We start from the raw sequence: 16827 nt of genomic DNA, 5'->3' as shown, positions 1-16827 counted from the left end.
GGTCCGGGGAGAATATGTAGGTCGGTCTACAGATTCGGCAGGCAGGTGCGGGCTCGGGGCTGTGCCGGGTGGGGCGGGGAGTCGGCGAGTTGGGTGCGCAGGCGTAGCAGGGCGTCGCGGATGCGGGTCTTGACGGTGCCGAGGGGGGCCCCGAGGGCTTCGGCGGCCTGGGCTTGGGTGCGACCGCCGTAGTAGACCAGCAGCAGGCATTCGCGCTGGACGTCGCTGAGGGTGGCCAGGGCGCGGCGGACCCGTTCGCGTTCCCGGCCGCGGTCCAGGTCGCGTTCGACCTGGTCGGCGACCTCGTCGAAGACCGGGGTGTAGGCGCGCAGGGCTGCGGTGCGGTCGCGGTCGGCGGTGGCCTGGGCGGAACGGACCCGGTCGACGGCGCGCCGGTGGGCGAGGGTGAGCATCCAGGGCAGGACCTCGCCGCGTTCGGGGCGGTAGCGCGCCGCCTCCCGCCACACCTGCAGGAACACCTCCTGGGTGACCTCCTCGGCCTGGGCGTGGTCGCGCAGCACCCGCAGCACGAGGCCCAGGACGGTTCCGGCGGTGGCGGCGTACAGCTCCTCGAAGGCCCGCTCGTCGCCGCCGGAAACGCGTGCCGCCAGGGCGCGCAGCCCGGCCTGCCCGCCGTCGCCCGGGGGTTCACTGCCGGGGGGTTCGGTGCCGGGAGTTTTGTCTGCCGGGGGCCGGGTGGCCGGCCGGTCGATCAGTGCGTGCACACTGCGACCGTCTCGGAGCGGCCATCGCCCGGGCTACTCGCATCGTTTGCGCATCGTTGTGCACGCGCGCCCCCCGGGCTGCCTCGGGTCCCGGCCCGTTCGACCCGTTCGGCCTCGAAGCGTTGTGAGCCGCGTCACTTTCGCGGTGGCGGTGCAGCAGGGCGGCGCCGGGGGCCGTCATGGGGGCGAAGGCGACGGCGGAAGAGTGAGAAGAGTGAAGAGAGCGAGGGCAGCGGGTGAGGCTGCGCAGGGCCAGTCCCGGGATCGACTTCGTCGAGTTCGTACAGCAGCGTTCGGGCGCGCTGTTCCGGACGGCGTACGTGCTCACCGGGGACGCACACACCGCGGAGGACCTCGTCCAGGAGGCGCTGGAACGGTCCTGCCGCAACTGGCGGCGGGTGGCGGCCGCGGAGGCGCCCGAGGCGTACGTGCGCCGGATCCTGGTGAACCTGGTCAACGACCGCTGGCGGCGGCTGAGCCGCTCCGGTGAGCGGCCCGGCGCGGCGCCCGGCGCCGAGCACGCCGACCCGCGCGACGCCTACCGGTCGGTGGAGTTGCGCGCGGAGCTCGTCACGGCGCTGCACACGCTGCCGATGGGGATGCGCACCGTGGTCGTCCTGTACTACCTCCACGACCTGGGGGACCAGGAGATCGCGCAGACGCTGGACATCTCCCCCGGCGCCGTGCGCTCCCAACTCGCCCGCGGCCTCGCGAAACTGCGGTCCGCACTGCCCCGGCAGGACGTCCCGTCCGCGCCGCCGACCTCGCGCGGAGGTGCGTGATGACCCGCTTCCCGTCCCACGATCCCGACCACCCCTCCCCTGGCCCCGGCTCCGCCCCCGACTTCGACCCCGACTTCGACAAGGAACTCCTCGCCGCCATGACCGCATTCGCCGACAACACCCCGGCCCCCGTCATCGACGCCCTCGCCATCCGGCGCACGGTGCGCCGTCGCACCGTGCTCAGCGGCGCGGTGGCGGCGGCCGCGGTGGTCGCCATCGGCACGGGTGCGGCACTGCTCGCGCCGGGTTCGGGTCCGTCGCCCTCCGGCGGCCTGCCCGCGGGCCCCGCGAACGCCTCGGCGCCGATGTCCTCCGGCACGCCCTCCCCCACCGGGTCCGCTCCCGCGCCCGGGCCCTCGATGGCCTTCGGCACCCCCACGCCGCCGCCGATGCAGCCGACCGACGGGGTGCAGGTGAGTGTGCCGCCGGTCGCCAATCTGGCCAAGGACGCGGCCATCAGGGCGCTGGAGACGGCGGAACTGCGCTACGAGGTGCACGAGTTCACCGACTGGAACGTGCCCGCCGGGTCGGTCATCAACTCCGTGCCGCAGGCCGGCCACACCGTACCTGCGCACTCGACGGTCCAGGTGTTCGTCTCCAAGGGCAGGCCGGGCCGATGACCGGCACTGTCGCGTCCAACGCCGCTACGCAAGCTGCGAGTTGACGATATCCTCCGGCCTCCCGCCACACGGGCGGCGAAGCGGCCGGGCAAGGCCGTGCGCAGCAGGGTGGGCGGGCCGTGGACTGGGCCGTGGACTGGGCCGGCCGGGTGAGGAGCGACGCGGTGGCGGCCCCCTGCCCCGGCCCCCTGCTGCGGGCCCCACCTGCGGCGATCTAGGGTGCAGGCATGATCTCCTCACCGATATCCGGCCCCGACCAGGCGATGCAGGTGCTGATGGAGGGCAATGCCCGTTTCGTCGCGGGCAGCCCGGAGCACCCCAACCAGGACGCCGGGCGCAGGGCCGCCCTCGCGCCGGCGCAGCGGCCCTTCGCGGTGCTGTTCGGCTGTTCGGACTCCCGGCTGGCGGCCGAGATCATCTTCGACCGGGGGCTGGGCGACCTGTTCGTGGTGCGGACGGCCGGGCACGTCACCGGGGCGGAGGCGCTGGGCAGCATCGAGTACGGGGTGAGCGTGCTGGAGTGTCCGCTGGTGGTGGTACTGGGGCACGACTCGTGCGGCGCGGTGGGCGCGGCGATCGAGGCACTGGACCAGGGGCAGCTGCCGGGCGGCTTCGTGCGGGACGTGGTGGAGCGGGTCACCCCGAGCGTGGTGTCGGCCCGGGCCGCGGGCATCGAGGACCCGGACGGGATCGTCGACGAGCACATCCGCCAGACCGTGGACCTGCTGCTGGAGCGTTCCCAGCTGCTGGCCGCCAAGGTGGCCGAGGGCTCGGCGGCCGTCGTGGGCCTGTCCTACCGGCTGCGCGACGGCCAGGCCCGTACGGTGGCCGCTCGCGGTGCGGTCAGCGCCGCGTTCTGACCGTCGGCCCGTACCGGTGCTGAACCCGCCCGTACGGCCGAACCGGCGCGTAGGGCCGGCCAACGTAGGGCCGTCTGCCCCCGCCGGGGCCGGGAACGCCGGGGGCCGGGAACGCCGTGTCCGATCACCGCCAGCGCCCGCACCCGGGCGGGGGCAGAGTCGGAGGTCGGCAACGGTTTCCCACCCAAGGACGGCATTCCCGTGCACAAGGCCACCGATCTCAAGGTCCTCTACTTCGGCACCCCGGTGGTGCTGATCAGCTCGCGCAACGAGGACGGCGGCGCCAACCTGGCGCCGATGTCCTCGGCGTGGTGGCTGGGGCAGTCCTGCGTGCTGGGCCTCGGCAACACCGCCCAGACGGCCGTCAACCTGCGGCGCGAGGGCGAGTGCGTGCTCAACCTGCCTTCCTCCGGGCAGGTGGACGCCGTCGACGCCCTCGCGATGCTGACCGCCAATCCGGATCTGACCGAGCGCCGGCGCCAGCAGGGCTACCGCTTCGAGCGGGGCAAGTTCGCCGCCGCCGGGCTCACCGAGCAGCCGTCGGAGCTGGTGCGGGCGCCGCGCGTCGCCGAGTGCCCGGTCCAGCTGGAGTGCCGGCTGGAGGCGGCCGCGCCGCTGGCGGGCAACCCGCACTGCACCGCCTTCGAGGTCACCGTGGTGCGCGCGCACGTCGAGGAGCGCCTGCTCGTGCCCGGCACGGACCACTACGTGGACCCGCTCGGCTGGGATCCGCTGATCATGAAGTTCTGCGAGTTCTTCGGCGACGGGCGCCGGCTCGCCCCTTCCCGCCTCGCCGAGGGCTGGCAGATGCCGGGCCGTCTGCCCGTCGGTGTCCGGGCCTGACGCCCCGCCGCAGGTCCGCGAGCCCCCGCCGCCCGCCCGGCCGTCCGACGAACCGCCCGCCTACCCGACCACCCAGCCGAGCAGCCGTCCGACCGTCCGACCGACCGCCTAGTCGCCCGCCGCGGCGGGCACCAGGTCGTGGAGCAGGAAGTGGAGCTCGGTGTCGTCCGTCGACTCCGCCCACAGCCCGTCGGCGTCGAGCACCGAGGCCGCGACCACCCGCGCCTCGGCGACGAGTTCGGGGTGGGAGTCGAAGCCCGGCCACGGCAGGACGGGGAAGTCGTTGTCCTCGCCGAAGCGCCGTACCTGTTCGATGTCGCCCAGGACGGCGGGCGGCAGCGACTCATTCGCCCAGGACCACAGCCAGGTCTGCCGGGCGAGGCTGACGCTGCCGATCATCGTGAGCCGGCCGGTGAGGAACACCTCGCTCTTGCGCGACCACTTCCTCCTGCGCGACCAGGTGATCCGCGCGTCGTCCATCGACCAGTGGTACTGCACGTCGCCTGACAGTCCGAAGCGCTCGACCGTGAGGGCCTGCCGCGCGCGGGCACGTTCGCGGGCCGCGATCACGACGCCCTCCCACCGGGAGTGGTCGTGCTTCGAGTGGTCGTCCACCGTGCCTCCTCGTACGGAACTGCCGGCAAGATCATCCCATCCGGCCTGCTGCTCCGTCCGGGCCCGTCGGCCCCACCCCGGCGTGATCCGGAAGAGAGCCCCTACGCGCTGGCGCCGCAGGAGTCGCAGATGCGGGTGGCGGGCAGTTGGAGGAAGCAGGAGGGGCAGATCGCCGGGGGGCGGGGCGGGGTGGCGGCGGCCGCCTTGCGGTTGACGGCCGCTTGCAGGCGCGGGGCCAGGGCGGGGGTGCCGCCGTCGGCGGGCAGTTGGGCGCCGAAGTGCCGGTAGCAGGCGAGGCGGGCGGCGGCGGCGTGGTGTTCGCGGTCCATGTCCGCTGCGAGCGGCGGCTGTCCGGCCACGGCCAGTACTTCCTGGTAGCCGACGCCGACCATGCCGTCGGTGGAGTGGACCACCAGTGCGGTCAGCGGCGGGTCCCCGCGGCGGTGTGCCTCGCGCACCACCAGGGCCAGGACTTTGCCGATCCAGGTGCGCTGGTGCACCCGGGTGCGCACGCCGGCCGCCTCCTGCACGGTCTCGGCCAGTTCGGAGTAGGTGATCACCGCGTGGTAGCGGCGGGCCACGTCCACCAGGGCCGGGTAGGCGGCCCTGGTCCAGGCGACCTGGGCCTGGGTTGAGCTGACCGCCGAACCGTCCGCGACCCGCCAGTAGCCGCGCTGTTGCTGTTCCATTCGACCGCCCCTGAAACCTCGTCCGCCGGCCCCCGCCGGGAGCGAGGCTACCCCGCCCTCCGGCGCCTCGGGCCGCCGGGGGCTTGACTTCAAGTGCTGTTGAAGTCGTCGAATGGGTCCCGACCGCAGCCGTACGGGCATCGCGGTCGATGCCCCGCCCGTACGGAACGACCCGGGTCCGGGGCCGCCTGCTTCCCGATCGTGCCGCAGGCGGCCCCGGCCCCGTCGTCGTCCGCCGGCCCACCACCCGCCACGGGGCGCAGGCGGGCGTCACCAGCAGAGCCGGGGGCCGGGCGTCACCGGCAGAGCCGCACGGCGGGCTCAGGCCGCCGCTTCGGCGAGGGTGTGGGCGACGAGGGCGTTGGCGTGGCCGTGGCCGAGGCCGTGCTCGGTCTTGAGCCAGGCGACGAGCTCCATGTGCTTGCCGAGCGGGGAGGCCCGGATGAGGTCCTTCCACTCGGCGACGGGTCGGCCGTACTTCTTCTCGATGGACGGGAAGTAGCTGGCGGGGCCCTTGGCGGGGGTGGCGGTCATGGTCGGTACGCCCTTTCGGGAACGGATGCGGTCGCGGTCTACCCAGGTAGGACCGCGACCGCATCGTCAACTCATCGCCCGGCCGAAGTGATCTGCGTCACACTCCGACCTTGCGCTTGGCCCGCCGCCCGGCGACGGGGGCGAGGGCGGGGTCGGCGTTCCAGGCGGCGACGGGGTTGCCGAGCCAGCGGGTGGTGCCGGGGACGTTCTCGCCGCGCATGACCAGGGAGGCGGGGCCGACGGTGGTGCCGGCGCCGAGGGAGGAGTTGAGCAGGACGATGGAGTGCGGGCCGGTGGTGGAGCCGGGGCCGAGGTGGACGGGGCCCAGGCGCATGACCCGGTCGTGGAAGAGGTGGGTCTGCAGGACGGTGCCGCGGTTGACGCTGGCGCCGGCCTCGACGGTGACGAGGTCGCTCTCGGGCAGCCAGTGGGTCTCGCACCACACGCCGCGCCCGATGTGGGCGCCGAGGCTGCGCAGCCAGGCGTTGAGGTAGGGCGTGCCGGTGATGCTGGAGCCGCCGAAGGGCATGGCGAGTTCCTCGACGAAGCTGTCGTAGAGCTCGTTGCGCCACACGAAGGTGGACCACAGGGGGTGTTCGGCGACGCGGAAGCGTCCGACGAGGAGCCACTTGGCGGCGGTGGTGACCAGGCAGGCGATGAGGGCGGCGCCGATGAGGACGAGGCCGGCGGCGGCGAGGGCGCGCGGCAGGCCGTAGTCGTCGCGCAGTTCCTGGAGGGTGGCGAGGACGAGGTCGCCGAGGAGGGCGGCGAGGACGATGGGCAGCAGGCGGCACAGTTCGACGCCGGCGCGGGCCCACATCAGGCGCCGGGGCGGGTTGTAGGTGCGGGCGTCGCCGCCGGCGGCCGCGACGCGCGGCAGGGCGAAGGCGGGGCGGCCGAGCCAGGAGGAGCCTTCGGGGGCGTTGACGGGGGTGTCGGACAGGACGCCGACGAGGGAGTTGTCGGGCAGTCGGCGGCCGGGGCCGACGATGCCGGAGTTGCCGACGAAGGAGCGGCGCCCGACGTGCGAGGGGCCGATGTGCAGCCAGCCGCCGCGCAGTTCGTAGGGAGCGACGAGGGTGTCGTCGGCGAGGAAGGCGCCGTCGTCGACGCGCATCAGGCCGGGCAGGGCGAGGACGGTGGAGGCTTCGACGCGGCGGCCGACCTTGGCGCCGAGCAGGCGCAGCCACACCGGGGTGAAGAGGCTGGCGTAGAAGGGGAAGAGGGTGCGCCGGGCGGTGTCGCTGAGCCGGGTGACGGCCCAGGCGCAGTAGGCGACGCGGCCGTGGGCGGGGTGGAAGCCGGGGCGCAGCGGGATGGACAGGAGGCGGACCATGATCGCTATCAGCGTGGCGTGGCACACCAGGGTGAGGGCGGCCAGCGGGATGGTGGCGGGCAGGAGTTGGAGGAGGGCCGCGGTGAGGGTGCGGTCGGTGTCGACCATCGTGAAGACGATGGCGAGGGCGGGGAGGGCGGCGATGATCGGCAGGAGGCCGAAGACGGTCAGGCCGACGCCGTAGGCGAGGTTCCAGAAGCGGGAGCGGGGGGTGGCGGCGGCCGCGGGCCAGGTGGTGCGGGCCTCGGTGGAGGGCCGGGCCGGGGAGCCGTGCCAGTGTTCGCCGGCGGGTACGGCGCCGGTGACGCAGGAGCCGGGGGCGATGTCGGCGCCGGCGCCGATGCGGGCGCCGGGCATGAGGGTGGAGCGGCCGCCGATGCGGGCGCCGTCGCCGATGTCGATGCGGCCGAGGTGGAGGGTGTCGCCGTCGAGCCACCAGCCGGCGATGTCGGCTTCGGGTTCGACGGTGGCGCCGGCGCCGATGCGGGCGAGGCCGGTGACGGGGGGCAGGGTGTGCAGGAGGACGCCGGCGCCGATGCGGCAGCCGAGCGCGCGGGCGTAGCGGCGGGCCCAGGGGGTGCCGGCGAGGGCGCCGACGCCGAAGAGGGTGACGGCGCGTTCGGCGGCCCACAGTCGCAGGTGGGCCTGGCCGCCGCGGGGGTGGCTGCCGGGGCGCAGGCCGGCGGTGAGCAGGCGGGCGCTGCCGGCGGCGAGGAGGGTGCGGCCGGGGGCGCTGTAGAAGAGGAGGAGGCCGGCGGCGACGGGCCACCAGGAGCTGTGCGGGGCCCAGCTGAGTTGGCTGCCGATGAGGTTGTCGAAGGCGGTGAGGGCGAGGATCCAGCGCAGTCCGGAGATGCCGAAGACGCCGAGCAGGATGAGGGTCTGCCACAGGCCGGCGCTGGCGGGGGTGCGGCGCACGGTGCGGACGGGGGCGGGGGTGGGGGTGTGTGCGGCGCCGCCGGTATGAGGGGGGCCGGCGAGGTTGTCGAGGTAGTCGGCGAGGTCGCCGAGGACGGGGTGGGCGTAGAGGTCGGCGACGGAGACGCCGGGGTGGCGGGTGCGCAGTTCGGAGACGAGGCGGGCGGCGGTGAGGCTGGAGCCGCCGAGGGCGAAGAAGTCGTCGCCGTGGCCGGGGGCCGTGCCGAGCATGCTCTCCCAGCGGCCGGCGAGCCAGCCGGCGGTGCCGTCCAGGGGGGCGGCGGTGCCGGGGGTGGCGGTGCCGGTGGTGGCGAGCGGCCAGGGCAGGGCGTTGCGGTCGACCTTGCCGGAGGTGCGGGTGGGCAGGGAGTCGACGAGGGCGAGGACGGGCACGAGCGGGGCGGGCAGGCGTCCGAGCAGGTGCTGGCGGGCGGCGGTGAGGTCGGGGGTGGTGCCGGGCTGGGCGACGAGGTAGCCGACCAGCAGGTCGGCGCCGGCGGGGCTCTTGCGGACGGCGGCGGCCGCGGCGCGGATGCCGGGCAGGGCCTGGAGGGCGGCGTCGATCTCGCCGAGTTCGATGCGCCGGCCGCCGAGTTTGATCTGGTCGTCGGCGCGGCCGACGAAGACGAGGCCTTCGGGGTCGTTGCGCACGAGGTCGCCGCTGCGGTAGACGCGCGGGGAGGCGAGGGCGGGGTGGGCGCTGAACTTCTCGGCGTCCTTGGCGGGGTCGAGGTAGCGGGCGGTGCCGATGCCGGTGATGAGGAGTTCGCCGGTCTCGTACCAGGGGACGGGGTGGCCGGCGGCGTCGACGACGGCGATCTCCCAGCCGTCCAGGGGGGTGCCGATGCGTACGGGCTGGCCGGGGAGCATGCGGGCGGCGGTGGCGACGACGGTGGTCTCGGTGGGGCCGTAGGTGTTCCAGAACTCGCGGCCGGGGGTGGCGAGGCGCTCGACGAGTTCGGCGGGGCAGGCCTCGCCGCCGACGATGATCAGGCGCACGGCGTCCAGGCACTCCTGCGGCCACAGGGCGAGCAGGGTGGGGACGGTGGAGATGGCGGTGATGCGGCGTTCGACGAGCCAGGGGCCGAGGTCGGTGCCGGCCTTGACGAGGGAGCGGGGGGCGGGCACCAGGCAGGCGCCGTGGCGCCAGGCCAGCCACATCTCCTCGCAGGAGGCGTCGAAGGCCACCGACAGGCCGGCCAGGACGCGGTCGCCGGGGCCCAGCGGCTGCTGCCGCAGGAAGAGGCGGGCCTCGGCGTCGACGAAGGCGGCCGCGGAGAGGTGGGTGACGGCGACGCCCTTGGGGCGGCCGGTGGTGCCGGAGGTGAAGATGATCCACGCGTCGTCGGCGGGGGTGGGCCAGACGGGGTTGCCGCGGGGCCCGGCCCCGGAGCCGGGGGCGAGCCGGCGTTCGGCGCCGAGGACGGCGCACACCTGGGCGTCCTGCCAGATCATGTCGGCGCGCTCGTCGGGGTCGTCGGCGTCGACGGGCACGTAGGCGGCGCCGCAGCGCAGCACGGCCAGGATGGCGACGTACAGGTCGGCGGTGCCGGAGGGGATGCGCACGCCGACCCGGTCTCCGGTGCCGATGCCGTGCCCGGCGAGGACGCCGGCGAGGGTGTCGACCTCGTGCATGAGGGCGCGGTAGTCGAGTACGGCGGTGCCGGTGTCCAGCGCGGGTGCGTGCGGGTGGGCGTCGGCGGTGGCGGTGACGATGTCGAGCAGGCTGCGGGGGTGCGCGGGCCGGACGGCCGGCCAACCGGCGGCGTGGGCAGGCCCGGGACGGTTCAGCGTTCCCGGGCCTGCCATGTCCTGGCGTGCGTCCATAAGGAGTGTCCTCGGCTGGGAGTAGTCATTAAGGATGAATGCGGGGAGTCACCTTGCGTGGTGCCTCACTCACCATGACTCCACTGGGAGCCCGCTGGATGCCGTGGAGGTGGAGTCAAAGGAACTTTTCATTTTCGGCGACATATGGGGGCATCAGGGAACGATTCGAAAGTCATTTCGGGGTTTTTCGATCGCTTTCGGTGGCGAAGGGTAATCGCCGGAGGCAGGAGGCATATGACGGGAAGGCGAAGAGTGGTCTACGCCATAGCGGCGGGGACACTACCGGTAGTGAAAGCGGACCCGCCAGATCTGGAGGTTTAGCGATGATGGTGGCCGGATCCCGCCGGTGGCCCGCCGGGGGTGGGGGCGGCCTCGGGGACGGCGCGTCCGGCAGTGCGGAGGGCGGCGCGGAGGGCGGCGTGCGGCTCGTCTGGTACGCGGCGTACGGGTCGAACCTGCACGCCGCCCGGCTCGCCTGCTACCTGCGCGGCGGCCGCCCCGACGGCGGCGCGCACACCTACCCCGGCTGCCGCGACCACCACCCGCCGCGCCGGGACGTGGCCACGACCCTGCCCGGCACGCTGTACTTCGCGCGGGAGTCGGCGGTGTGGGGCGGCGGCAGCGGCTTCTACGATCCGGACGCACCGGGCGAACTTCCTTGCCGCATCTACTTGATGACGGTCAGTCAGTTCAGCGACATCGCCGCCCAGGAGATGCGCCGCTCCCCCGGCGCCGACCTCGACCTCACCCACACCCTCGCGCACGGACGCGACCGGCTCGGGCCCGGCCGGTACGAGACGCTGGTACACGCGGGCGAGTTGGACGGACACCCGCTGCTGACCTTCACCGCCCCCGAAGGCCTGGCCGGCGCCGCACTCAATCCACCCTCGGCGCCCTATCTGCGCACCCTGGCCGCAGGCCTGGCCGAGTCCCACGGCTGGAACGCGCGCCACTGCGCCGACTACCTGGCCTCCCGCCCGGGCGCCGCCGGGCACTGGAACCCGGCGGACGTCCTGGCCGCACTGGGCGGTGGTCTGGACCTTTAGGTGTTGTTCACCCCGTGGTGACCGTACGGTGACAACTGCGCGGGTTCCGGCCACATCAGGCAAAGGAAACGCCAGGCCACCGCACGGGCGAACCGGCGCCTCCCGCCGGCGGCTGGCGGCGGGAGGCGCCGGCCACTCGGCGGCTTCGTCAAAGGCGGTTTTAAGATCACGCCCTTCAGCTTGAGCGTTGGCCATGGAGGAGGAGGGGGACGGCGCGGTTGGCGAGGGCTTCGGCGGCGCGGGCGGCCTGGGCGGGGGCCATGACGTCCGGGAGTTCGTGGGCGGGGACGAAGCGGGCGCCGAACAGGCCGCTGTGGTGCCGGGGTGGGACGGTGAGGCGGGTGTCGTCGCGCACGGTGCCGCCGTCGAAGACGAGGTTGAGGCGTTCCAGGTAGCGGTCGGCGGGGGTGAAGTCGACAGCCAGGACGTCGGCGAGACGGAGGTTGAGGCCGGTCTCGGCGTGGAGGTTGCGGGCGGCGGCGAGGTTGGGGGGCTCGTTGGGTTGGGCGGCGCCGCCGGGCAGGATCATCCCGTCCATGTAGTCCGGGTCGACGAGCAGGACGTCGCCGCGCGGGTTGCGGACGAGGACGAGGCAGCCGAGCCGGCACACCGGCGGCTTGGCGAGAAGGCGGGGGTCGCGCATCGGGGGGTTCACTTCCTGAGGGCGGCAAGGAGTACGAGGGAGAAGCCCGCCCACCACAGCAGGCGGACGAGGAGTTCAGCCGTCACGCGTCAGGCGCTCGTAACGCAGGCCCTTGCGCAACAGGTCGACGACCCGCAGGAGTTCGGACGGACGGGCGCAGCCGAGGCCGATGAGGTAGCAGCCCGTTCTGCGGCCGTGCTCCCAGTCGACCTCGACGGACGGCAACTTCACCCCGGACAGGGCGAGGACGGCCGTCAGGTCGTCCAGGACGTCGGCCGCCTGCCGCCGCTGGTCGACAGTGGCGCGGTTGAGGGCGGATCCCATCACGCCCCCACCTGCCGCCGAACCTCGAACCCCCGCCAGGCGCTGAAGGCGGCGGAGAACGAGGAGAAGGCGGCCAGCCCACCCGAGGTACCGCTGCGCAGCCACTCCCCCGTCGTCTCGTTCCGCACCCGGTAACACCGGCCCTCCGGGTCCCACCGCACCCCGTAGCCGTGCAACCGGGGCACTTGGACATCACCCATGGGAATAACCTTCCGCAGTCGATCCTTCACGTTCTGTGTGGGAAAGACTTGCGGAACGACCCCCTCCTAGGGAAGCATCTGAAGTCGCCAGTTCAGCATGGTTCAGTTGGGAAGCATCATGAACCGTAAGAAGCTTGATCCTGCGTCATCTCCGTACGCGACCCTCGGGATTCAGCTCCGCCGTTCACGCGAGGCACGCGGCCTGACCCAGACGGAACTCGGAGAGGTCATCGCCTACTCCGGCGCCTACATCTCCAGCATCGAGCGCGGCATCCGCGCGCCGAGCCGCCGATTCGTCGATCTCGTGGACGAGCACCTCGCCACCGGCGGCACGCTCGGCCTGATGCTCGACCAGCTCGAACACAGCATCCTGATAGAGGGTTTCCCTGAGTACGCCGACAAGGAAGCCGAAGCGACCGCCATCCGGCCCTTCCAGATCGGGGTCATCTCAGGGCTGCTGCAGACTCCCGAGTATGCGGCAGCCTATGAACAGGCACCGGTCACGCGCGGGACCGTCACTCAGCAGCAGGCCGACGAGCGCATGCGGTTCCTCCTCACCCGACAGGAACGGATCAACCGACCGTCTCCGCCATACGTCCAGGCCGTACTCGACGAGTGGAGCCTGCGACGGCCAATCGGCGGACCAGCGGTGATGGTGAGCCAGCTGGCCCACCTGGAGGAGTTGGCCGGTCTACCGAACATGACCATCCAGGTAGCTCCGCTCGGTCTCGGAGAGCACCGGCCGTTCGCACACCCGGTGACGCTTCTGACGATGCCGAATCGTTCGCTGCTCGGCTATTCGGAGAGCCACCTGCGCGGCCATCTGGAGCGCGACGCCGAAACCCTCGCAGGCTGGGCCAGGGAGTACGATCGGCTGCAAGCCGAGGCACTGCCTCTGGCCCCGTCGCTTGAGCTGATCCGCGCAGTACGGAAGGAACTTGAAAGTGCACCTTGACCTATCCGGCGCTCGCTGGCGCAAGAGCACGTTCAGCGGCCAAGGCGGCGAATGCATCGAGGTAGCGGACGGCTTCCCCGGCATCGTCCCGGTCCGCGACTCCAAGGACCCCAACGGCCACGCCCTCGCCTTCCCCGCCGATTCCTGGCAGGCCTTCGTCACCGCCATCAGCGCTGGCGAGTTCGACGCCAACTAGGCCTATCTGACGCCGGAGTGGGAAGTCATCCCCATCGACTTCCCACTCCACCCGCAGGAGGCAACGCGATGGCAACCACCTGGCGCAAGAGCAGCTACAGCGGCGGCGGAGGCGAATGCATCGAGATCGCCGACGGCTTCAGTGGCGTGCAGCCCGTCCGAGACTCCAAGGACCCCGACGGGCCCGTCCTCTGCTTCCCCACCCCCGCCTGGCAGGCCTTCGTCACCGCCGTCCGCGTCGGCGAGTTCGACGCCCGGGAGACCCGCCTCTCGGCGAAAGGCTGACTGCGGCGACCTGATCGACCCGGGCGCCGACGCGACCGGGCTGCCCCATGCTTCACCTGCGGCGGCGTGGACCCGGCCGGTCTCCGGCCGGATCCACGCGGCCTTCTCGATCGGCTCGGGCATCGTGTGCGCCCTCGTCAGGCCGCGACGGGCGCGCCGGCGACGCGGCGTTCGCCGCCGTTGCGCTCGCGCCACGCCCGGTAGACGTCGATGGCCGCGTCGCTGGGCCGGTAGCGCATCGGCAGCCGTCGCTCGTCCCAGTTCTTGGCGAACTCGGTGTAGAAGGTGGCGAGTTCGAAGTACTTGCGGTCGTCGACGTAGTGCGGTTCGTAGTCGTCGCGGGTGGTGAGGAAGACGACCTCGTCGGGGCTGCAGTAGTAGAGCGAGCCCAGGCACATCGGGCAGGGGTGGGCGAGGACGTAGATGGTGGTGCCGGTCAGGTGCTCGGTGCCGAGCCTCGTGCAGGCGTCGCGGATGGCGAGGATCTCGGCGTGCGCGGTGGGGTCGCCGGTCTGGGCGACCTTGTTCGCACTCTCGGCGAAGATCTCGCCGTCCTTGACGATGACGGTGGCGAACGGGCGCCCGCCTTCGGCGACGTTGCGACGGGCGAGGTCGATGGTGTGCTGGGCGAAGTCCACGGTGGCGGTTCCTTGCTGGTCAGGGGCGGGACGGCGGGCCGGGGGGACCTGTCGGTCCGCCCCGGCCCGCCCGGGGATCAGAACGGCTTGGTGGGCAGGTACTTGCCGTCCAGGGTGATGACGGCGCGGTGGCCGCCCTCGGGGTCCTCGACGGTCTTGACGTCGAGCTTGAAGTTGATGGCGCTGATGATGCCGTCGCCGAGCTGCTCGTGGACCAGGGCCTTGAGGGTGGTGCCGTAGACCTGGAGCATCTCGTAGAAGCGGTAGATGGTCGGGTCGGTGGGGATGCCGCCGGGGATGCTGCCGCGCAGCGGGATGGTCTGGAGCAGCCGGGCCGCGTCCTCGTCCAGGCCCAGGAGTTCGGTGACGGCCTTGGCCGCGTCGGCGGGCAGGGCGTGCTGGCCGAGCAGGGCGGCGGTGACGAAGGCGACGGACAGGCCGGTCGTGTCGGCGAGCTCCTGCCAGGTGAGGTCCTTGCGGATCTTGGCGTCGACGACCTCCAGGGCGAGCTGCTGACGGGCGGTCTGGTCGAACTGCGCGTGCACCATGGGGTGGGCCTTTCGGGGATGGGTCCGGGGCGGGTGCCCGGACCTGGTCTGGGGGTGGTGGGAGGGAGTGGTCGGAGGGGACGCGGTGGTCAGCCTGCCAGGGCGACGAACCGTCCGCTGTCGGTGTCGAGCGTCTCGGCGGAGCCGGATCCGATGTCGTAGACCCAGCCGTGCAGGGTCAACCTGCCCTGCACCAGGGCCTTGGCCACCGACGGGTGGGTCTTCAGGTTGGCCAGCTGGGCGAGGACGTTGTCCTTCACCAGGGCGGCGACCCGCTCCGCGCCGGCCGGGTGCCCGCCCGCGTCGGTGCGGGCCTTGGCGACGTCCGCGTGGTGCAGCCAGGTGGCGACGGCGGGCAGGCCGGTGAGGTCGCCGCCGGAGGCGAGGGCGGTCATCGCGCCGCACGCGGAGTGCCCGCAGACGATCACGTCCGTGACCCCGAGCACGCCGACCGCGTACTCGATGCTCGCCGCGACACCGTCCGCGCCCCGGGTGTACGGGGGCACGAGGTTGCCGGCGGTGCGGATGACGAACAGCTCGCCCGGATCGGTCTGGGTGATCAGCTCCGGCACGACCCGGGCATCCGAGCAGCCGATGAACAGCGCGGTCGGCTGATGGGTGGTGGCGAGCCTCTTGAACAGTGCCGCCCGGGCCGGGAACACCTCCCGGCTGAACCGCTGGAAACCCTGCGCCATCTCGTTCATGAGGTCACTCCTTCTTCGACGACCGTTGGTGCCTGCCGATGACCTCAACGATGCATGACCTGGTCCTATAGTGTCCAAGACGCGGTAGCCATCATTGCCATCAGTGCTGCCTATAGTTGGCTCATGGAACTGCGCCACCTCCGGTACCTGCTCGCCGTGGCCGAGCACGCCAACTTCACCCGCGCCGCCGAAGCCCTGCACGTCTCACAGCCGACCCTCTCGCAGCAGATCAAGCAGCTGGAGGGCTCGCTGCACGTGCAGCTCCTCGACCGCTCCGGGCGCACCGTGCGCCTCACCGACGCCGGCCAGGCCTACGCCCACTACGCGCGCCGGGCCCTGCGCGACCTCGCGGCGGCCGAGCGCGCGGTGCGGGACGTCAAGGACCTCTCACGCGGCACCCTGCGCCTGGCCGTGACCCCGACCTTCACCGCCTACCTGACCGGGCCCCTCATCGGGGACTTCCACGCGCGCCACCCCGGGATCAGCCTGGACGTCCGCGAGATGGCACAGGAACGCGTCGAGTCCGAGCTGGCCGCCGACCAGCTCGACCTCGGCATCGCCTTCGGCGGAGCGCACCTGCCGGCCGTCACCGCCACCACCCTGTTCACCGAGCACCTCGGCCTCGTCGTCGCCTCCGACCACCCGTACGCGGCCCACTCGGGCCCGATCCCGGTCCGCGCACTGGGCGACCAGCAACTCGCCCTGCTCAGCGGTGACTTCGCGACCCGGCAGCACATCGACCGGTTCCTCTCCGAGCACCGGGTCCGGCCCCGGATCGCCATCGAGGCCAATTCCGTCAGCGCGCTCGTCGCGATCGTCCAACGCACCGGCCTCGCCACCGTGCTACCCGACGCCACCACCCGCGAACACCCCCACCTGCGCTCCGTCCCGGTCGACCCGCCGCTCCCCTCGCGCGCCGTCGCCCTGCTCCGCCGGGACACCGCCTACCAGAGCGCCGCCGCCCGCTCCTTCAGCGACCTCGCCCGGCACCGCGCCCACACCTTCGACCACACCCCCGACGGCCCGGCCTGAAGCGGGCCCGCCCGTCCGCGCCCTGCGGACCGGCGGGCCCGGTCACGCACTCAGGACGAACCCTCACCGCGGATCAGCCGCAGCGCCGGCCCCGCACGCCCGGCCCCTCGCCCGGCCCTGCGCCGCTCGGCTTCCCGCTCGGCCTCCTGTTCGGCCACCAGGTCCGCCGACACGCGGGCGCCCAACGCCCGCAGCTCGGCCTTGCGCTCCTCGTCGGCCTCCTCGTCGCCCGGGTAGGCGGCCACGTACTTGACGCCGTGCTCGTCCTCCCAGGCATAGCTGCGGTACTGCGTCGTCGCCTCGTCCGCCACAGGGAACCTCCGCTCCTCGTCTTCGGGGTGACCCACCGTAGGCGACCGACCCGCACCGAAAAAGGAGCCGCGACGCCCGCACCTCACACCCCGCCAGGCGGCTGACGGGCCGCTTGCCGCCCTCAGGCCCCGGGCCACGCCCCCCTCACGGGCCGTCCGTCACCGACGGCCGTTCCCCCGATCGAGGGAAGGGGCGC

Annotated in this window: 21 protein-coding genes; 9 read left to right on the top strand and 12 right to left on the bottom strand. The window is 72.9% G+C overall.

Annotated features, from left to right (window positions below; all coding sequences use genetic code 11):
* Positions 1 to 26: 26 nt before the first annotated feature.
* On the bottom strand, positions 27 to 620 hold the full coding sequence (gene sigK, locus ACFWPI_RS17300; RefSeq protein WP_380376133.1) for an ECF RNA polymerase sigma factor SigK: 594 nt from the start codon (positions 618 to 620) through the stop codon (positions 27 to 29).
* Positions 621 to 967: 347 nt separating this feature from the next.
* On the opposite strand from sigK, the gene ACFWPI_RS17295 reads away from it, so the two are divergent.
* The 4 genes from ACFWPI_RS17295 (at position 968) to ACFWPI_RS17280 (ending at position 3830) form a co-directional block, all read left to right on the top strand.
* On the top strand, positions 968 to 1507 hold the full coding sequence (locus ACFWPI_RS17295; protein ID WP_380376134.1) for a SigE family RNA polymerase sigma factor: 540 nt from the start codon (positions 968 to 970) through the stop codon (positions 1505 to 1507).
* The gene (locus ACFWPI_RS17290; protein ID WP_380376066.1) at positions 1507 to 2127 is read left to right on the top strand and encodes a PASTA domain-containing protein; all 621 of its coding nucleotides are present in this window, start codon (positions 1507 to 1509) and stop codon (positions 2125 to 2127) included. The genes ACFWPI_RS17295 and ACFWPI_RS17290 overlap by 1 nt, the downstream gene beginning before the upstream one ends.
* 227 nt (positions 2128 to 2354) lie before the next feature.
* Positions 2355 to 2987 carry a carbonic anhydrase gene (locus ACFWPI_RS17285; RefSeq protein ID WP_380376067.1) on the top strand — a complete coding sequence of 211 codons (633 nt, stop codon included), beginning with the start codon at positions 2355 to 2357 and terminating at the stop codon, positions 2985 to 2987.
* A gap of 201 nt (positions 2988 to 3188) precedes the next feature.
* Entirely contained in the window at positions 3189 to 3830 is a 642-nt protein-coding gene (locus tag ACFWPI_RS17280) for a flavin reductase family protein (protein ID WP_380376068.1), read from the top strand.
* Positions 3831 to 3938: 108 nt separating this feature from the next.
* Here ACFWPI_RS17280 and ACFWPI_RS17275 read toward each other — a convergent pair whose 3' ends face one another.
* The 4 genes from ACFWPI_RS17275 to ACFWPI_RS17260 all read right to left on the bottom strand — a co-directional run bounded on the left by ACFWPI_RS17275 (position 3939) and on the right by ACFWPI_RS17260 (position 9749).
* Entirely contained in the window at positions 3939 to 4445 is a 507-nt protein-coding gene (locus tag ACFWPI_RS17275) for a DUF6882 domain-containing protein (RefSeq protein ID WP_380376069.1), read from the bottom strand.
* 101 nt (positions 4446 to 4546) lie between these two features.
* Entirely contained in the window at positions 4547 to 5134 is a 588-nt protein-coding gene (locus ACFWPI_RS17270; protein WP_063352909.1) for a hypothetical protein, read from the bottom strand.
* 321 nt (positions 5135 to 5455) lie between these two features.
* Positions 5456 to 5668 (bottom strand): DUF4287 domain-containing protein, encoded by a 213-nt coding sequence (locus ACFWPI_RS17265; protein ID WP_063352910.1) that lies wholly within the window; start codon positions 5666 to 5668, stop codon positions 5456 to 5458.
* Positions 5669 to 5765: 97 nt separating this feature from the next.
* The gene (locus tag ACFWPI_RS17260) at positions 5766 to 9749 is read right to left on the bottom strand and encodes a Pls/PosA family non-ribosomal peptide synthetase (protein WP_380376070.1); all 3984 of its coding nucleotides are present in this window, start codon (positions 9747 to 9749) and stop codon (positions 5766 to 5768) included.
* A 323-nt stretch (positions 9750 to 10072) separates the two neighbouring features.
* Here ACFWPI_RS17260 and ACFWPI_RS17255 point away from each other — a divergent pair, with 323 nt between their 5' ends.
* Positions 10073 to 10795, top strand: coding sequence for a histone deacetylase (locus ACFWPI_RS17255; protein WP_380376072.1), 723 nt, complete (start codon positions 10073 to 10075; stop codon positions 10793 to 10795).
* Between the two features lie 175 nt (positions 10796 to 10970).
* On the opposite strand, the gene ACFWPI_RS17250 is transcribed toward ACFWPI_RS17255, so the two are convergent.
* From ACFWPI_RS17250 to ACFWPI_RS17240, 3 genes are all read right to left on the bottom strand, one after another.
* Positions 10971 to 11438 carry an NUDIX domain-containing protein gene (locus ACFWPI_RS17250; protein WP_380376074.1) on the bottom strand — a complete coding sequence of 156 codons (468 nt, stop codon included), beginning with the start codon at positions 11436 to 11438 and terminating at the stop codon, positions 10971 to 10973.
* A 75-nt stretch (positions 11439 to 11513) separates the two neighbouring features.
* Positions 11514 to 11762, bottom strand: coding sequence for a hypothetical protein (locus ACFWPI_RS17245; protein WP_380376076.1), 249 nt, complete (start codon positions 11760 to 11762; stop codon positions 11514 to 11516).
* Positions 11762 to 11962: a hypothetical protein gene (locus tag ACFWPI_RS17240; protein ID WP_371515316.1), complete on the bottom strand. Its 201-nt coding sequence runs from the start codon at positions 11960 to 11962 to the stop codon at positions 11762 to 11764. Before ACFWPI_RS17240 ends, ACFWPI_RS17245 begins: the two co-directional genes overlap by 1 nt.
* 118 nt (positions 11963 to 12080) lie before the next feature.
* Between ACFWPI_RS17240 and ACFWPI_RS17235 the strand changes: the two genes are divergently transcribed.
* From ACFWPI_RS17235 to ACFWPI_RS17225, 3 genes are all read left to right on the top strand, one after another.
* Entirely contained in the window at positions 12081 to 12917 is an 837-nt protein-coding gene (locus ACFWPI_RS17235) for a helix-turn-helix domain-containing protein (RefSeq protein ID WP_380376078.1), read from the top strand.
* A complete protein-coding gene (locus tag ACFWPI_RS17230; RefSeq protein ID WP_380376079.1) occupies positions 12901 to 13113 on the top strand; it encodes a DUF397 domain-containing protein in 213 nt (70 codons plus the stop codon). The genes ACFWPI_RS17235 and ACFWPI_RS17230 overlap by 17 nt, the downstream gene beginning before the upstream one ends.
* A 68-nt stretch (positions 13114 to 13181) precedes the next feature.
* Positions 13182 to 13397, top strand: coding sequence for a DUF397 domain-containing protein (locus ACFWPI_RS17225; RefSeq protein ID WP_380376081.1), 216 nt, complete (start codon positions 13182 to 13184; stop codon positions 13395 to 13397).
* 137 nt (positions 13398 to 13534) lie between these two features.
* Here ACFWPI_RS17225 and ACFWPI_RS17220 read toward each other — a convergent pair whose 3' ends face one another.
* From ACFWPI_RS17220 to ACFWPI_RS17210, 3 genes are all read right to left on the bottom strand, one after another.
* Entirely contained in the window at positions 13535 to 14035 is a 501-nt protein-coding gene (locus ACFWPI_RS17220) for a nucleoside deaminase (RefSeq protein ID WP_380376082.1), read from the bottom strand.
* Between the two features lie 77 nt (positions 14036 to 14112).
* Complete coding sequence (gene cynS / locus ACFWPI_RS17215) at positions 14113 to 14583, bottom strand: cyanase (protein ID WP_063352917.1); 471 nt, start codon at positions 14581 to 14583, stop codon at positions 14113 to 14115.
* An 89-nt stretch (positions 14584 to 14672) separates the two neighbouring features.
* A complete protein-coding gene (locus ACFWPI_RS17210; RefSeq protein WP_380376084.1) occupies positions 14673 to 15287 on the bottom strand; it encodes a carbonic anhydrase in 615 nt (204 codons plus the stop codon).
* 123 nt (positions 15288 to 15410) lie between these two features.
* On the opposite strand from ACFWPI_RS17210, the gene cynR reads away from it, so the two are divergent.
* Entirely contained in the window at positions 15411 to 16319 is a 909-nt protein-coding gene (gene cynR, locus ACFWPI_RS17205) for a transcriptional regulator CynR (RefSeq protein WP_380376086.1), read from the top strand.
* A 50-nt stretch (positions 16320 to 16369) separates the two neighbouring features.
* On the opposite strand, the gene ACFWPI_RS17200 is transcribed toward cynR, so the two are convergent.
* Positions 16370 to 16630, bottom strand: coding sequence for a hypothetical protein (locus ACFWPI_RS17200; protein ID WP_063352920.1), 261 nt, complete (start codon positions 16628 to 16630; stop codon positions 16370 to 16372).
* Positions 16631 to 16827 lie beyond the last annotated feature (197 nt).

Source organism: Kitasatospora sp. NPDC058492 (assembly GCF_042720685.1).
GTDB lineage: Bacteria > Actinomycetota > Actinomycetes > Streptomycetales > Streptomycetaceae > Kitasatospora.
This window is presented reverse-complemented; position numbering and strand designations above follow the sequence as displayed.

Excerpts from the sequence above, each read along its gene's own strand:
- ACFWPI_RS17290 (WP_380376066.1), top strand. The coding sequence starts at position 1,507 with ATGACCCGCTTCCCGTCCCACGATCCCGACCACCCCTCCCCTGGCCCC.
- ACFWPI_RS17285 (WP_380376067.1), top strand. The coding sequence starts at position 2,355 with ATGATCTCCTCACCGATATCCGGCCCCGACCAGGCGATGCAGGTGCTG.
- ACFWPI_RS17270 (WP_063352909.1), bottom strand. The coding sequence starts at position 5,134 with ATGGAACAGCAACAGCGCGGCTACTGGCGGGTCGCGGACGGTTCGGCG.
- ACFWPI_RS17265 (WP_063352910.1), bottom strand. The coding sequence starts at position 5,668 with ATGACCGCCACCCCCGCCAAGGGCCCCGCCAGCTACTTCCCGTCCATC.
- ACFWPI_RS17260 (WP_380376070.1), bottom strand. The coding sequence starts at position 9,749 with ATGGACGCACGCCAGGACATGGCAGGCCCGGGAACGCTGAACCGTCCC.
- ACFWPI_RS17255 (WP_380376072.1), top strand. The coding sequence starts at position 10,073 with ATGATGGTGGCCGGATCCCGCCGGTGGCCCGCCGGGGGTGGGGGCGGC.
- ACFWPI_RS17250 (WP_380376074.1), bottom strand. The coding sequence starts at position 11,438 with ATGCGCGACCCCCGCCTTCTCGCCAAGCCGCCGGTGTGCCGGCTCGGC.
- ACFWPI_RS17245 (WP_380376076.1), bottom strand. The coding sequence starts at position 11,762 with ATGGGATCCGCCCTCAACCGCGCCACTGTCGACCAGCGGCGGCAGGCG.
- ACFWPI_RS17240 (WP_371515316.1), bottom strand. The coding sequence starts at position 11,962 with ATGGGTGATGTCCAAGTGCCCCGGTTGCACGGCTACGGGGTGCGGTGG.
- ACFWPI_RS17235 (WP_380376078.1), top strand. The coding sequence starts at position 12,081 with ATGAACCGTAAGAAGCTTGATCCTGCGTCATCTCCGTACGCGACCCTC.
- ACFWPI_RS17225 (WP_380376081.1), top strand. The coding sequence starts at position 13,182 with ATGGCAACCACCTGGCGCAAGAGCAGCTACAGCGGCGGCGGAGGCGAA.
- cynS (WP_063352917.1), bottom strand. The coding sequence starts at position 14,583 with ATGGTGCACGCGCAGTTCGACCAGACCGCCCGTCAGCAGCTCGCCCTG.
- ACFWPI_RS17210 (WP_380376084.1), bottom strand. The coding sequence starts at position 15,287 with ATGAACGAGATGGCGCAGGGTTTCCAGCGGTTCAGCCGGGAGGTGTTC.
- cynR (WP_380376086.1), top strand. The coding sequence starts at position 15,411 with ATGGAACTGCGCCACCTCCGGTACCTGCTCGCCGTGGCCGAGCACGCC.